We start from the raw sequence: 13,857 nt of genomic DNA, 5'->3' as shown, positions 1-13,857 counted from the left end.
TAGGGGGTGTCCCATGGTAGAAACCGACACTGATCTTGCCGCCTTGATCGGCAGCCGCATCTGTCATGACTTGATATCGCCGGTGGGCGCGATCAACAATGGGCTTGAACTGCTTTTGATGTCGGGCATGAATATGAGCCCCGAAGTCGCGCTGATCGATGAAAGCGTGCGCAATGCCAGTGCGCGGCTGCGGTTCTTTCGCGTGGCTTTCGGCGCGGGCGACGCGCAGCCTGTCCCTGCCCAAGAAACCAGCGGTATCCTGCGTGATCTATATGCTCAGTCCAAATGGCAGGTATCNTGGCCCGACGGCGTTGCCGCGCCGCGCAACGCGCTGCGGATGGTNTTCCTGAGCCTNCTGTGTCTGGAAACGGGGATGCCCTATGGTGGGCAGATCACCATAGATCACCGCGATGCGGGATGGGACATCACCGGCACGGCCGACCGGCTGAGCATCCACGCCGCGCTTTGGGGCGTGCTGGCAGGGCAGTCNCGGGCAGAGCGTCTAACAGCTTCGCAGGTCCAGTTCGGACTGTTGCCCGCCATCGTGAAAGACAGCGGGCAACAGTTAACATCCATCGTGACAGAAACGACCATCACCCTTGGGATCACNGCTTAGCTGCGNACGGCCCCATCGCCNCGCACCAGATACTTGAAGCTGGTCAGCTGCTCGGCACCGACGGGCCCGCGCGCGTGCATTTTGCCGGTGGCGATCCCGATTTCGGCACCCATNCCAAACTCTCCACCATCGGCGAATTGGGTGGAAGCATTGTGCATCAGNATNGCAGAATCCAGCCGCGTCATGAATTTGGTCGCCGCCGCATCGTCTTCGGTNATGATGCAATCGGTGTGGTTCGAGCCGTAGGTGCGGATATGGGTGATCGCATCGTCGATGCTGCCCACGGTTTTNGCCGCGATGATCATATCAAGGTATTCGTGACCCCAATCATCCGCCGTGGCCGGCACGGTGCCTTCGATCTCGNTCAGCGCGCCATCGGCGCGCACTTCGACGCCNGCGTCCAGCAGNGCCTTGATCACNCCCTTGCCAATCGTCCGCGCCACTTTCTCGTGGATCAGCAGACATTCAGCCGANCCGCANATGCCGGTGCGGCGNGTCTTGGCGTTCAGNACGACNTTCAAAACCTTCTCGGGGTCGGCGTTTTCATCGATATAGATGTGCACGATGCCTTCGAGGTGGGCAAAGACCGGCACCCGCGCTTCGCGTTGCACCANCCCGACCAGCCCCTTGCCGCCGCGCGGGACGATCACATCAATCGTGTCGGTCATGGTCAGCATCTCGCTCACCGCGGCGCGGTCGCGCGTGGGGACCAGCTGGATTGAATCCGCAGGCAGATCAGCGGCTTCGAGCCCCTGTTGCAAGGCGGCATGGATCGCGCGCGAGGAATGGAAGCTTTCGGAGCCGCCCCGCAGGATCACGGCATTACCCGCCTTGAGGCAAAGCGCACCGGCATCCGCGGTCACATTCGGGCGCGATTCATAGATCACGCCGATGACACCCAAAGGCGTGCGCACGCGCTGGATGTTCAGGCCCGTCGGCTGATCCCATTCGGTCAGCACCTGCCCCACGGGATCATCCTGTGCGGCGATGCTGCGNAGGCTGTCGGCGATGGCGCTGATGCGCGCATCATCCAGCAANAGCCGGTCCATCATCGCGTCAGAGAGACCCTTGTCGCGGCCAAACNCCAGATCTTTGGCGTTCGCGTCCAGAATATCGGCGCTGCTGGCCATCAGCGCGTCGGCGGCTTTTTCAAGCGCGGTCTGCTTTTGGTCGGCACTGGCAAAGCCCAATGTCGCGGCGGCGGCTTTGGCGCGCGCGCCAATATCCGCCATCAACGCGGGAATGTCGTCTGTCTGTGTCATATCCAAGGTCATAACCTAATTACTGCTTTTTTGTCATTTCGGGTTGCCCTCTACCTAAAGCCTTCGGCGAGGATTTTAAACCATTTGGACGTCAGGAAAGCGCAAGATCGTCCCGATGGATCAAAGCAGCACGCCCCGGCGCGCCCAAAATGGCCTCGATCTCCGAGGATTGNCGACCTTTGATCAGCTCTGCCTCTGNCGAGGTATAGCGTGTNAGCCCGTGCCCGATGGGGCGCCCGTCAGGGGTCAAGCAGCGCGACGAGAGTCGCCGCGCCCGAAGGGGCCGNAAACAGNGGTGACACCGGCGGGCAAAAGCGACTTGCCCTTGGACATGGCAGNCACCGCACCGGCATCCAATGTGACGCTNCCGCGNGGTTTGANTGCCGTAATCCATTGTTTGCGCGCGGTTTGGGGGTCGGATTGCGCGGTGAACCANGTGGCNTTGGCNCCGTTTTCGAGGGTNAGCAAAGGCCGCAANGGTGATCCTTCGGAGATGGCCATGGCGCAGCCCGCGGCGGTCGCGGTTTTCGCGGCCATCAGCTTTGTCTTCATGCCGCCCTTGGACAGGCCAGAGCCCGCNTCGCCCGCCTGCGCCTCNATCTCTNGGGTGATCGTGTCGATNACNTCATAGCGGATGGCATCGGGGTCGTCATTGGGGTTGGCAGAATAGAAACCATCCACATCCGACAGCAGGATCAACCGGTCNGCTGCCACGGTCACGGCGATCTGCGCCGCGAGCCGGTCATTGTCGCCAAAGCGAATCTCGTCCGTGGCGACGGTGTCATTCTCGTTGACGATGGGTACCGCGCCCATGGACAACAGCTGTTCCATCGTGGCGCGGCTGTTGAGATACCGCCGACGATCCGCGCTGTCTTCNAGGGTGACAAGCACCTGCGCGGCGGTGATCCCNTAGGGTTCCAGCGCNTCTTCATAGGCGCGGGCGAGACGGATNTGNCCCACCGCNGCCGCGGCTTGNGATTGTTCCAGCGCAAGCGTGGTTGGCGGNAGNCCAAGCACNCCACGNCCCAATGCGATGGAGCCCGAAGACACCAGCACCACATCCTTGCCCTGCTCCTTGAGCCACGCCACATCCTGCGCGAGACTTTGCAGCCAATCGCGGCGCAGCTGGCCGGTGGCCCGATCGACGAGCAGCGCCGAGCCGATTTTTACAACGATACGGGTGCCGTCGCTTAGGGTTGCCAAGGTGCCTCTTCTTCATCTTCGGACCGGAAACGCAGCCGGTCGTCGTCAATCTGGCCGCGCAATGCCCGCAGCACCTCGGTGACGCCTTCGCGGGCGACGCCAGACATCAGCATGACCTCTGCGCCGCAGGCTTTTTCCAATTCTTCGCGGGCAGTTATGCGATCCTCTTCATCCAGCGCATCAATTTTGTTCAGCACGGTGATCCGCGGTTTGTCCGCCAGCTCGCCGCCATAGGCTTCGAGTTCGTTGATGATGGTCTGGTAATCTTCGGCAATGGTGTTCGACGTGCCATCAATCAGATGGAGCAGCACGGCGCAGCGTTCGACATGGCCCAAAAACAGATCGCCCAGACCGCGCCCTTCGGACGCGCCTTCGATCAGGCCGGGGATATCGGCGACGACGAATTCGGTATTATCCACCCCCACAACGCCCAGATTGGGGTGCAGTGTGGTAAACGGATAATCGGCAATCTTCGGCCGCGCGTTCGATGTCGCGGCGAGGAAGGTCGATTTACCCGCGTTCGGCAGGCCGAGCAGCCCCACATCCGCGATCAGCTTGAGACGCAGCCACAGCGTGCGGTCCACGCCTTCCTGTCCGGGATTGGCACGGCGCGGTGCCTGGTTCGTCGCGGATTTAAAATGCAGGTTCCCCCAGCCGCCGTTGCCCCCACGCGCCAGTTCGACCCGCTGGCCAAGCTCTGTCATATCCGCCAGCACGGTTTCCTGATCCTCATCAAGGATCTCGGTACCCACAGGGACGCGCAGGATGATGTCATCGCCATCCTTGCCGGTGCGCTGCTTGCCCATGCCGGGCTGGCCGTTCTTGGCAAAGAAGTGCTGCTGGTAGCGGAAGTCGATCAGCGTGTTCAGCCCGTCGACGGCTTCGGCCCAGACCGATCCGCCCGACCCGCCGTCTCCGCCATCGGGACCACCGTATTCAATGTATTTTTCGCGCCGGAAAGACACGCAACCGCCCCCGCCTGCGCCAGAGCGGATATAGACTTTGCACAGGTCAAGAAACTTCATCAAAAGGGCCTTTCGGGGCACGTGTGGTCATAGTTTATGGCTATACGTCCAGGTTGGTACGCAGGTCTCGCGCGCCAGACAATAGGTTTCCGCATTGCCAAGATAGCGGAAGCCCGCATTTGTCAACACTTTGGCAGAGGCAGGGTTGTCGCGAAACACCGAGGCGAACATATTTTTGTTGCGCAGCGGATTGGCCTGCACCAGCGCCTGTACGGCCTCGGACGCCAGATGCGTGTTCCAGAACGCAGGGGCGACCCAATAGCCGACTTCGGATTGATCGCGGTCCATCCGGATCAGAGAAATCACGCCCATCACCTCGGAGCCGCCGGTTTTCAGCCCGTCCATGACCCAGACATCTTCCGTCCGGGGGGTGCTGTTGGCGCGGGTGATAAAGCTTTCGATCACGCCGGGCGGCAGCGGGTGCGGAATGGATGCGGTGCGCATCGCAACCCGTGGATCGCTGGCATAATGTTCGATCATCCCACGATCCGACATGCGCACAGGGCGCAGGTCAAACCGTTCTGTTTCAATCACTTGCTGTTGCGACACTGTTAAATCTTCCATCGTTATGTTCCTCCTCCGAACAGCACGAACAAGACAGAGGCCATCGTCAAAGCGGCCAAGGTCCACATCAAATATTTCTCCCAAACGGTGCCTGCGACCGTCTTTGCGATCCCCGCACCGGCCAGCGTCCACAAGGGGTGCAGCACGATCTGGCATCCCAGCAGTACGGTGGCCACCGTGGCCGTCGCCGCCAGCGCAGGCGTGCCAGGCGCGATGAAGGCCGTGAAGCTGCCCACGATCATCGCCCAGGCCTTGGGGTTCAGCGGGTGGACGATCAGCCCGGCCAGAAAGCCCGGCGCGGCCTCGGTTCGTGCGCCCTGCCCCAACCGCAGGTTCGCAACCTTCCACGCCAGCCAGATGATATAGGCGGCAGAGGCGAATTTCAGCGCGACGAAAACCCCCGGCGCGCGGTCGGCCAGTTGCATCAACCCGAAACCCACTGGCCAGATCACCAGCTGTTTGCCAAGGGCCACGCCCGCGACAAAAGGTACTGCCGCGCGAAAGCCGAAGCGCGCGCCCGTGGCCATCAACGCCATATTCGCCGGTCCGGGTGTGCCGATCTGGCTTGCCGCAAAGACGATAAAGGATGTCAGGGCGACGCTCATGACTGGCTCTTCTTCTTGCGCTTTTGCCGCGGCTTGGCGTCATAGACGGGCGGAACGTAATCGGGTTTGATCAGCCCGAACAACAGGTTGTCGTGCCATTCGCCCCCTAGAAAAGACGACTGCCGGGCGCGCCCTTCGGGGGCAAAGCCGACTTTGGTGAAACAGGCCGCAGCGCGTTCGTTGATGTCGAGCACGCGGGCAGAGAGGCGGTGCAGCGCCAGCGGGCCAAAGGCGTGGGCCGCAAGCAGATGCAGCGCGCGTGTACCCAACCCCTTGCCCAGTTTCTTGGGGGCCAGAATGCCGATCGCGACATCGGCGCTGGCGTCCCACGGACGCAGACTATGCAGGCGCAGCGCACCGATCATCTTGCCGCGATGTTCGATGACCCAGGCCAGCGGTTCAACCAGCTGCGTTTCATACCAACGTTCGGCCAGCGCCTTGGTCATCACCGGCACGGCGTTCAACTCTGCCCCGAACATGTGGTGGATCTCGGGCGTGTTTCCAAGCTTGAACCGGGCGTCGATGTCACGGTGTTCGGGCGCGCGCAGACGGATGGTGCCATCGCTCAGCTCGGGGCGGTTTGATCGTGACATAACGGCCCCTCCCTTCCTGGGTGAACACTGGGCGATAAAATGGAAAAGGGACCGGCGTTTCCGCCGATCCCTAAATTTTCAAACCTCTCGGGTGCGGCTTATTCTGCGGCTTCTGCCGCTGGCAGGACCGAGATAAACGTACGGTTCTTCAGCCCCTTGTGGAACTGGACCTTACCGTCAACGGTTGCGAAGATCGTGTGATCCTTGCCCATGCCAACGCCTTCAGCGGGCCAGTACTTTGTACCGCGCTGACGCACCAGAATGTTGCCGGGAATGACAGCTTCGCCGCCATATTTTTTCACGCCAAGACGACGACCTGCTGAGTCGCGGCCGTTACGGGATGAGCCGCCTGCTTTTTTATGTGCCATTGGTGTCTCTCCTTAGCCTTTTGCGAGTTCTTTGGCCTGTGCGATCCAGTCTTCACGACCGACGCGACCTTTGAACGACAGTTTCTCTTCGATAGCTTCGACGTCAGCGTCTGTCCAAGCAGCGATCTGTGCGAAGGTTGTGATGCCTTCACCGTTCAGCTTGCCAACGATGACGGGGCCAACACCGGAGATCTTGCTCAGATCGTCGGCGCCTTCGGCTGCGGGTGCAGCTTTGGCCTTCTTCGCCTTGGCAGGCTTGGCCGATTTCTCTTCGGCCTGGTTGTTCTTCACGCGCTTGGCCATTTCAGCCTGATCGGTTTTGTTCAGCGCATAACGCTCTTCCATGGCTGTCACGGCAGCAGCGCTGACGGAACCGGTGCCGATGGCCGCTTTGACGTCGGATTTATCCGCGCCGGACGACAGGATCTCGCCGATCTTGACCAGNGTCAGCTTTTGACGGTGGCCTTTGGTACGCTTGGAAGAGTGCTTCCGGCGGCGCTTGACGAAGTGAATGACTTTCTCGCCCTTGATCTGATCGACGACCTCGGCTTGAACGCCGGCCCCCGCGACCAAAGGAGCACCCAGCTTGGGGGAATCGCCGCCCAGCATGAGAACTTCGTTGAATTGGACTGTTTCGCCCGCGTCAGCAGCCAAACGTTCTACCCGCAGCATATCGCCGGATTGAACTTTGTACTGCTTGCCGCCTGTCTTGATGACCGCAAACATGCGTCTTCCTTTACTGTTTCCGCATCCTGTGGTCCCCGTTCGGGAGTTTGTCGGGCCTTGGCCCACCTCGGACAGCGCATCCCGTTTCGGGATGTTCATGAAATAACAAAGGCACCCGAAACGGGCACCCTTAGGTTGAGGCTTGCCGTATGATGCACCGCCCCCCTGATGTCAAGGGCCAGCACGGGCCTCGCGGGACTTATCGCAAAGNCGGTGCGGCTGGCTATAANTCCTCGGCCACCATGTTCAACGCAACTGCGCGACCAAGGGCATAGGACACGTCTTCGTACGCCGTGCCAAAGCCCTCGAACAGCGCTGTGTTCAGGCTGCGCCCCGCATCGCTTTGCGCAAAGGCGATATAGCGGTCNAGCTCTGCATCCTCCAGCGGAGAATACGCCAGCAGCAGATAGCCATAAAGCCAGCCGCGCGTGTCTTGCGCGATCTCTTCTTGCTGCTGCGCCACGTCGGCCAGCATCTCNGCCTCTGTCATCTGCAGCGCNTTGCCATCTGCCATCCCGCGCATGAATTGAAAGTTNGAATTCATCGCGGCGGTNACATTGCGGTCGATCATNTCGCCACTGTCNATCAATGTNGTGATCTGNCCCAGACGTGGGTCGTCGCTGCCCTCNAGGTCATGGAANCCTGCACGGGCGGCGTCTTCNACCTCGGGGTCGGTGATGGCGGCGCGNGCCTCGTTCTCGAGCGTGATGATCCTNGCGCCCGTGTCTTGCGCGAAAAAGGCAATGACATCCTCGCGGGNCTGCCCTTGCAANCCCGCATCCAATGCNCCGCGCAGGGTTTCGACGATCCGTTCGGGGTTGTAGATGGCNCGCACCTGCAGCGCCCACCCCGCGCCGCCCTGCCCGCCNAGCATATCGCGATCAAGCGTTTCCGCGTTCTCTAATCCTTCGCGCTGCAAAATCTCGGCCAGCTCGCCAAGACGCAGGACATCCACCAGCACGGTNGACCGCGCGTCGGCCCAAAGCGGCAGGGCCAGNATCCACAGGCCAGCAGCAAGAACAAAGGCGCGCATNGTTACAGGTCCTGACTGGGTTGCATGGTGCCAAGCCGCTGTGCGACCTCTTCAAACCGGTTCGCCATGATCTCGAACTGCACGGCGTTCATCAGTGCGTAGACCTCCTGCATCTGCGGATCTTCCAGCGCCTTGGCATAGACCAGNACNTCTTCATCNGANAACGCCTGATAGGTATAGGCCGCNCCCGCCAGCGCATTCTCTTTGATAGAGGCGCGCATCTCGGGNTNTTGCGCGCGCATCGCTTCGCGCAGGTCGGGCTCTTCCATCTGTAATTCGATCACACCCGCGCCNGCCGCTGCCATCAGGAACCGGATCTGCACCTCTTGCAGCGCCTTGATCGAGCTCTCCTCGACATCGCTTGCCCCGTTCAGGCGCGCCAACAGATCCACGCGCGGAGAATCGATCCCGCGCAGCCCGCTCAGNATNGCATCGCCCGCCTCTGCNTTCGCGGCATCGTCTTCCTCCATATGCGACGCGTTTTCGGCGGCCACCAGGCGTTGGCCCAGATCGCTGGCATAGAAATCCGACGCATGTTCCAGCGCATCATCGCTGAGCGCCTGCGCCANAATACCGGCNCCCATGTCCAGCATCAAATCCGTCTCGAANACCTCGCGCACCAGACGCGACCATTCAGAGCCGAAGGCATCCGCATCAATCCCCAGCATTTGCGGCGCGGAATCAGCAGACAGCCGGATGCTTTCAAGGGCGACATCAAACCCTGTGACTTCCAGAAATGCATCGACCCTTTCCCTGTCGGCGGCCCGCGCCATCGGTGCAATCAGCGATACCATGACCGCCAATCCAAAACATAAAGTTAACGGCAAACGGGACAGTCGGCGCATCAGGGCATTCCTTTCAAGTTGATCCACCCCAAGAGCTTAGGCGAAATCCATCTGTCAGCAATGAAATTCCCCGTGTCCGCGAAAACTGGCCTAGCCCCCCTTGCCACCCCGNAAAATCCATCCTAAACGGACGCACCACACCGATGCGGAGAGGTGCCGGAGTGGTCGAACGGGGCGGTCTCGAAAACCGTTGAGCCTTCACGGGTTCCCAGGGTTCGAATCCCTGTCTCTCCGCCATTATCCCCCTGACAGTTTAGGTCCACCCCTTGCGGGACAAGCCNTCGNCTTGGTCGCNNGCCCCTGTGNGGCGGTGCACTGTCAAAATCCGCGATCAGGGTCGTGATGCTGCACCCGTCCGCGTNAAAAATCCCCCGGCGCGCATTGCAGGCAGGCAAGCCCCTCGGCCCGCCATGCGTCAACGACCGAACTGCGATCATCGATGACCAGCCANGGGGCCAGCCCGTCCGCTTGCATTTGCGCCAGCGCTTGGCGTTTGACCTCCGGATCGCTCNCGGCGTCCTGATCCTTGGCNCGCAGGTAGACGCCGTCGAAGGGCAGATCGTGTTTGTGCAGCCAGGCGATCGTGTGTTCTGCCCAACCGTCAGGGCGGCCCGAGCAGATGACGATCGTCTCGCCGCTTTGCTTCAGGCGGCGCATCAGTTTGGCGATGGGGGCAATCAGCGGGGCGTCGGCCATCGCCATGTGGAACGCATCCCATTGTTTCTCGACGCCATGCACCAGATGACCAAGCTTTGCCGCGTCGAACTCGGCCAGAGTGCCGTCGACGTCAAATACAACGCAAGGTGTCAGGGGGGTGGATGTCATAGCTCTTTCTCCTCAAAAAATGTGCCCGACCGCTGAAACAGGATCGGGATGGCGTTTGGCGGGCGTGTGCCCGCGTCATGGGGTGTCCACAGCACGCGCGCGGCGCGGATGATACCGGAATGGCAGACCAGCACCGGAAGGTGGCCAGCGGGTGTGGCGGCACAGGCCGCGTGGATCGCGCCTGCGACACGATCAAGCATGGCGGGCCAGCTTTCGCCGCCGTCGGGGGTGTCTTCGCGTATGGGTTGCTGCGACAGCGGCTGCCCCTCGAACGCCCCCCAGTCGCGTTCGCGCAACGCGGAAATCACGGTAAAACCGCGCTGCGGAAAGGCGAGCTTGCAGGTGTCTCGCGCCCGTGCGGCGGGGCTGGCGAAAAGCGTGACCGGCTGCGGCCAGCGACGACGGGCCAGCGCGCGCGCCTGATCGCGGCCACGGGCGGTCAGCGCGACATCGGTCACCCCTGCGATGATGCTTTGCGCATTGGCGGTCGTCTCCCCGTGGCGGATCAGGCAAAAGTCCGAGGGCGGAAGCGCGGCCACCCTCACAGGCGCACCGGATCATGCATGAAAACCTCGACGCCCAGATCCTCGATCAGGTAATCCTCGGGCTGGGTGCAGAAGGCTGGCGCAAAGCGTTTCGCGCCAAGCCGTTCCAGCATACGCACCTGATCACGCAGCGGCGGGTGTACGTTCCAGCGTTGGAAATATCCCCCCGGCACGCTGCAGATCCCGCGGGCATGGGCGGTCATATGGCCGGTAAAGACCACATGTGCGTCGCGCCCCAAACGGCCGCTTTCATGCCAGGCGCGCACATAGCCCCAGGCGGCACCGCCATCGGCATTGGGGGTGTCGCAGACCAGAAACCGCGCCTCGTCCAGCGGGCCGCGCGCCAGCAGCGGGGCGATCTTGGCCGCATCCACGCCAAGCGTGCCGCTGCGCAGACCCGTCGCCAGCACCGCCTGACATTCAGGGTCCAGCATGACGCTGGCGTGACCATAGCGCCGGATCAGGTGCAAGGCCATTTCGCCCGCCCTGCCCGATGGCGGCACTGGCAAAAGCACCTGCCCCTCAAGCCTGTCCAGCAAGGCGTCAAGTGCTGCAAATCTTTCGGTCTGGGGCACATCGTCAAGCTGGTAGGAACAGTCCAGGATCGCCGTCGCCGCGGGGGGCGGAAGGTCCAGCGGGAACCAGTCGGATTCCTCGGACCAATCGCCCGAGTAGAACAACCCCTCGCCCAAGGCGAAATGCATCCAGACACCGCCCATGGCGTGCCCGTTGCGCCCCGTGGTCAGCTGCACGCCATCGATCACGGATACCCCCTGTTCGGGCAGCAGGTTGACCTTGGCGGCTGGGGGCAGCGCCTTGGCGGTTTGCGCGGTGGCATAGATCGGGAGCCCCGCCTCTACCGCATAGATCGCCCCGCCGATGTGGTCGATATGGTCGTGGGTGATAAAGACCGCATCCGCGCCCTTCAGCCAGCGCGGATCAAAATGGGCGTGGGCCTCGGGGCCAAAGCCGCAGTCCAGCAGCCAGCGCCGATTGCCCGTGTTCAATTGCATGCATGCGGGGCCCTTGTCCCCGATGCCGGAAAGTACTCTTACGCTTTGCATTTATTCCTCGGAGAATGCCCATGGGGTGGTGATCGTCAGGCCAAGCTGCATGCCGACATCAAACCGTGCCCGTGTTTCAGCAAGCAGACGCGTGCCGCAGTCCGCAACGGTTTCCAGAAGGTATTTGCCGCCCAGATAGGTCACCCGCGCCACTTTGGCGCGCAGGTCGCCGGTTTCGCTGATGGTCAGGTTTTCGGGGCGCAGGCAGACATGGCTTGGCAGGTCATCCCCGCTTTGCACCGCGATCCGCGTGCCCAGAACATGGCCGTGCAGCGCGCTATCGCTCTTTTCGACCCCGCGCATGGGCACCACCGTGCCGCGCCCGACGAATTCGGCGACAAAGCGGTTTCTGGGGCGTTCATACAGCGTTTGGGGCGTGTCGAACTGCTGGATGCGGCCCTTGTCCATCACGGCGATCCGGTCGGCCATGGCCATCGCCTCTGACTGGTCGTGGGTGACATAGACCATCGTCGCGCCGGTGCGCTTGTGGAAATCGGTGAACACTGTTTGCATCGACGCCCGCAGCGCCACATCAAGGTTGGCCAGCGGTTCGTCCAGCAGCACCGCATCGGGGTGCGACACCAGACAGCGTGCCAAAGCGACCCGCTGACGCTGCCCGCCCGACAGTTCGGAGGGCATCCGGTCGGCATAGTCCGTCAGCCCCGTCGCCTGTAACGCCTGATCGGTCTGCGCGGCGATCTCGGCCTTGGAAAAACGCCGGATCTCCAGCGGATAGGACACATTGCGCCGCACGTTCATATGGGGCCAAAGCGCATAGGACTGGAACACGAAACCGATGTTGCGATCCTCGGGCGGGACCATGCGGTTGCCGCCCACATGCGCGACCTCGCGCGGGCCGATGGAAATCTGCCCCGTCGTCGGCATCTCGAACCCCGCAAGCAGGCGCAGCAGCGTGGTCTTGCCGCAGCCCGACGGCCCCAGCAGGGCGACGAATTCGCCATCCTTGAAGGTGGTGGTGATGTCATGCAGCGCGGGGGCGCCGGCGAATGATTTGCCAAGCGCGGACAGGCTTATGTCTGCCATGGGACTACTCCTTTGGGGAAACGTCGGGACATCAGCTGCACCAGCACCATCAGCGCCATAACCACCAGCACGATGGTCATCGCCAGCGCGCTGGCCATTGCGGTCTCGCCACTGTCGTCCAGATTGAAAATGACCACGCCCAAAGTCTCGGTCCCCGAGGACCAGAGCAGCGCGGAAACCGTGAGCTCGTTAAACGCGGTGAGAAACACAAGGATCGCCCCTGCCGCCGCCGCCGGTGCCGAGAGCGGCACGATCACATCGCGCAGCCGCTGGAACAGCGATGCCCCCACCGATTGCGCGGCTTCGCCCATGGCAGGGTCCAACTGCTTGAGGCTCGCTTGCACGGGGCGGAACATCACCGCAAAGAACCGCGCCAGATAGGCCAAGAAGATGATCCAGATCGTGCCGTACAGCGTCGCATCAGTGAACGGCAGCTTGATCAGCAGCAGGATCATCGCGATCGACAGCACCACTCCGGGCAGGGCATAGGGCAGATCCAGCAGGCTGTCGAACAGCCGCGACAGCCGCGTCGGGTTCCGCTCCATCAACCACGCCAGCGGCAGGCAGAGCAGGATGAGCACAACCGCCGCGCCGATCGCCAGACCAAAGGAATTCGCAAAGGCCCGCGTCGTGACCGGCTGGCGCAGCAGCACCTCGGTCCACGCCTGAAGGGTTACAGTATCAAGCCGCAATGGCACGCCATAGGCAGGCACCAGTGAGGTCGCCAGCAGGCCGAACATGGGCAACACAAGGATCGTGCAGACCACGGCCCATAGCAACACCTCGACCGGGAGACGCGCCGCCCCAAGCGGGATCGCCAAGGGGCGCGAGGTGGCCCCCACCAGATAGACCCGTTGGCGCGATTGGAAGAACCGTTGCGTCAGAATGCCCGTTACAGCCACCGCACCGATCAGCATGGCGAGGATCGACACCTCGGCCAGCACGCTGGTGCCCATGCCCGCCAGCTTTTGGTAAACCAGTGTCGGCAGGGTCGCATAGCCCGCCGGAATACCCAGCATCGCGGGAATGCCAAAGTTGCCAAGGGCGGTGACAAAGGTGATCGCCGTTCCCGCGGCCAAACTGGGCAGGGTCAGGGGCATGACCACCTGCCACCACGTGCGCAGCCCCCGCGCGCCACTGATGCGCGCCGCCTCTACCACCTCTTGCGGGATGGCGCGCAGACCTGCACGCAGGGTCAGGAAAATGATCGACATATGCTGGATGCCCAGCAACAGAATGATACCTTGCGCCGAATAAAGCGGCTGCGGCGACCCCAGTGGCGGTGCCAGCCCCAAGGTCTTGAGCAACACAGACGACGGCCCCATGATCTGGGTCCAGGACAGCGCGGTAATCTGGGGCGGGATCATCATCGGGATCATCAGGCAGAACACCAGCGCCGCCTTGGCGCGCAGATCGGTCAGCGCTACCAGAAACGCAAAGGCAGACCCAAGAACCACCGAGACCAAGGTGCCAAACCCTGCGGTCACCAGCGAATGTTTCAGCGCGCTCAGCGTCGATGGCTGGTGCAGCACCTCGCCC

14 protein-coding genes, 1 tRNA gene and 1 pseudogene are annotated in these 13,857 nt (G+C 62.2%); 2 read left to right on the top strand and 14 right to left on the bottom strand.

Annotated features, from left to right (window positions below; translation table 11 throughout):
* Positions 1 to 13 precede the first annotated feature (13 nt).
* The gene (locus CBB63_RS11145) at positions 14 to 616 is read left to right on the top strand and encodes a histidine phosphotransferase family protein (RefSeq protein WP_009824640.1); all 603 of its coding nucleotides are present in this window, start codon (positions 14 to 16) and stop codon (positions 614 to 616) included.
* Here the strand turns inward: CBB63_RS11145 and CBB63_RS11140 are convergent.
* The 9 genes and pseudogenes from CBB63_RS11140 to CBB63_RS11095 form a co-directional block, all read right to left on the bottom strand.
* Entirely contained in the window at positions 613 to 1,890 is a 1,278-nt protein-coding gene (locus CBB63_RS11140) for a glutamate-5-semialdehyde dehydrogenase (RefSeq protein ID WP_286699189.1), read from the bottom strand. The two genes, CBB63_RS11145 and CBB63_RS11140, sit on opposite strands and share 4 nt — an antisense overlap.
* A gap of 79 nt (positions 1,891 to 1,969) precedes the next feature.
* Positions 1,970 to 3,081, bottom strand: a pseudogene (gene proB / locus CBB63_RS11135) (glutamate 5-kinase).
* A complete protein-coding gene (gene obgE, locus CBB63_RS11130; RefSeq protein ID WP_286699188.1) occupies positions 3,069 to 4,106 on the bottom strand; it encodes a GTPase ObgE in 1,038 nt (345 codons plus the stop codon). Before obgE ends, proB begins: the two are co-directional and overlap by 13 nt.
* A 27-nt stretch (positions 4,107 to 4,133) precedes the next feature.
* Positions 4,134 to 4,670, bottom strand: a complete 537-nt coding sequence (locus CBB63_RS11125; protein ID WP_286699187.1) for a GNAT family N-acetyltransferase — start codon at positions 4,668 to 4,670, stop codon at positions 4,134 to 4,136.
* Between the two features lie 2 nt (positions 4,671 to 4,672).
* Positions 4,673 to 5,275 carry a LysE family translocator gene (locus tag CBB63_RS11120; RefSeq protein ID WP_286699186.1) on the bottom strand — a complete coding sequence of 201 codons (603 nt, stop codon included), beginning with the start codon at positions 5,273 to 5,275 and terminating at the stop codon, positions 4,673 to 4,675.
* Positions 5,272 to 5,868, bottom strand: a complete 597-nt coding sequence (locus CBB63_RS11115) for a GNAT family N-acetyltransferase (RefSeq protein ID WP_184582059.1) — start codon at positions 5,866 to 5,868, stop codon at positions 5,272 to 5,274. The genes CBB63_RS11120 and CBB63_RS11115 overlap by 4 nt, the downstream gene beginning before the upstream one ends.
* A 98-nt stretch (positions 5,869 to 5,966) precedes the next feature.
* Complete coding sequence (gene rpmA / locus CBB63_RS11110; protein ID WP_005853571.1) at positions 5,967 to 6,236, bottom strand: 50S ribosomal protein L27; 270 nt, start codon at positions 6,234 to 6,236, stop codon at positions 5,967 to 5,969.
* A gap of 12 nt (positions 6,237 to 6,248) precedes the next feature.
* The gene (locus CBB63_RS11105; protein ID WP_005853569.1) at positions 6,249 to 6,962 is read right to left on the bottom strand and encodes a 50S ribosomal protein L21; all 714 of its coding nucleotides are present in this window, start codon (positions 6,960 to 6,962) and stop codon (positions 6,249 to 6,251) included.
* A 1,035-nt stretch (positions 6,963 to 7,997) separates the two neighbouring features.
* Positions 7,998 to 8,840 (bottom strand): DUF2059 domain-containing protein, encoded by an 843-nt coding sequence (locus CBB63_RS11095; RefSeq protein ID WP_286699184.1) that lies wholly within the window; start codon positions 8,838 to 8,840, stop codon positions 7,998 to 8,000.
* A 147-nt stretch (positions 8,841 to 8,987) separates the two neighbouring features.
* On the opposite strand from CBB63_RS11095, the gene CBB63_RS11090 reads away from it, so the two are divergent.
* Positions 8,988 to 9,077: transfer RNA gene (locus tag CBB63_RS11090), tRNA-Ser, on the top strand.
* An 81-nt stretch (positions 9,078 to 9,158) separates the two neighbouring features.
* Here the strand turns inward: CBB63_RS11090 and CBB63_RS11085 are convergent.
* The 5 genes from CBB63_RS11085 to CBB63_RS11065 form a co-directional block, all read right to left on the bottom strand.
* Positions 9,159 to 9,665 (bottom strand): phosphatase domain-containing protein, encoded by a 507-nt coding sequence (locus CBB63_RS11085; protein WP_286699183.1) that lies wholly within the window; start codon positions 9,663 to 9,665, stop codon positions 9,159 to 9,161.
* A complete protein-coding gene (locus CBB63_RS11080) occupies positions 9,662 to 10,210 on the bottom strand; it encodes a histidine phosphatase family protein (RefSeq protein WP_491382394.1) in 549 nt (182 codons plus the stop codon). Before CBB63_RS11080 ends, CBB63_RS11085 begins: the two co-directional genes overlap by 4 nt.
* A complete protein-coding gene (locus CBB63_RS11075; protein WP_009824630.1) occupies positions 10,207 to 11,223 on the bottom strand; it encodes an MBL fold metallo-hydrolase in 1,017 nt (338 codons plus the stop codon). Before CBB63_RS11075 ends, CBB63_RS11080 begins: the two co-directional genes overlap by 4 nt.
* A gap of 51 nt (positions 11,224 to 11,274) precedes the next feature.
* Positions 11,275 to 12,318: an ABC transporter ATP-binding protein gene (locus tag CBB63_RS11070; protein WP_286699181.1), complete on the bottom strand. Its 1,044-nt coding sequence runs from the start codon at positions 12,316 to 12,318 to the stop codon at positions 11,275 to 11,277.
* A partial coding sequence (locus CBB63_RS11065; protein WP_286699180.1) for an ABC transporter permease occupies positions 12,306 to 13,857 on the bottom strand: 1,552 nt, incomplete at its 5' end. The genes CBB63_RS11065 and CBB63_RS11070, both read right to left, overlap by 13 nt.

The sequence above is a fragment of the Sulfitobacter sp. TMED3 genome, from assembly GCF_002167505.1.
Classification (GTDB): Bacteria; Pseudomonadota; Alphaproteobacteria; order Rhodobacterales; family Rhodobacteraceae; genus Sulfitobacter; species Sulfitobacter pontiacus.
The sequence above is the reverse complement of the archived record's forward strand: the minus strand, read 5'-3'. Positions and strand labels throughout refer to the sequence as shown.

What these genes read in the sequence shown, in the direction of transcription:
- obgE (WP_286699188.1), bottom strand. Translation starts at nt 4,106, where the DNA reads ATGAAGTTTCTTGACCTGTGCAAAGTCTATATCCGCTCTGGCGCAGGC.
- CBB63_RS11125 (WP_286699187.1), bottom strand. Translation starts at nt 4,670, where the DNA reads ATGGAAGATTTAACAGTGTCGCAACAGCAAGTGATTGAAACAGAACGG.
- CBB63_RS11120 (WP_286699186.1), bottom strand. Translation starts at nt 5,275, where the DNA reads ATGAGCGTCGCCCTGACATCCTTTATCGTCTTTGCGGCAAGCCAGATC.
- CBB63_RS11115 (WP_184582059.1), bottom strand. Translation starts at nt 5,868, where the DNA reads ATGTCACGATCAAACCGCCCCGAGCTGAGCGATGGCACCATCCGTCTG.
- rpmA (WP_005853571.1), bottom strand. Translation starts at nt 6,236, where the DNA reads ATGGCACATAAAAAAGCAGGCGGCTCATCCCGTAACGGCCGCGACTCA.
- CBB63_RS11075 (WP_009824630.1), bottom strand. Translation starts at nt 11,223, where the DNA reads ATGCAATTGAACACGGGCAATCGGCGCTGGCTGCTGGACTGCGGCTTT.
- CBB63_RS11070 (WP_286699181.1), bottom strand. Translation starts at nt 12,318, where the DNA reads ATGGCAGACATAAGCCTGTCCGCGCTTGGCAAATCATTCGCCGGCGCC.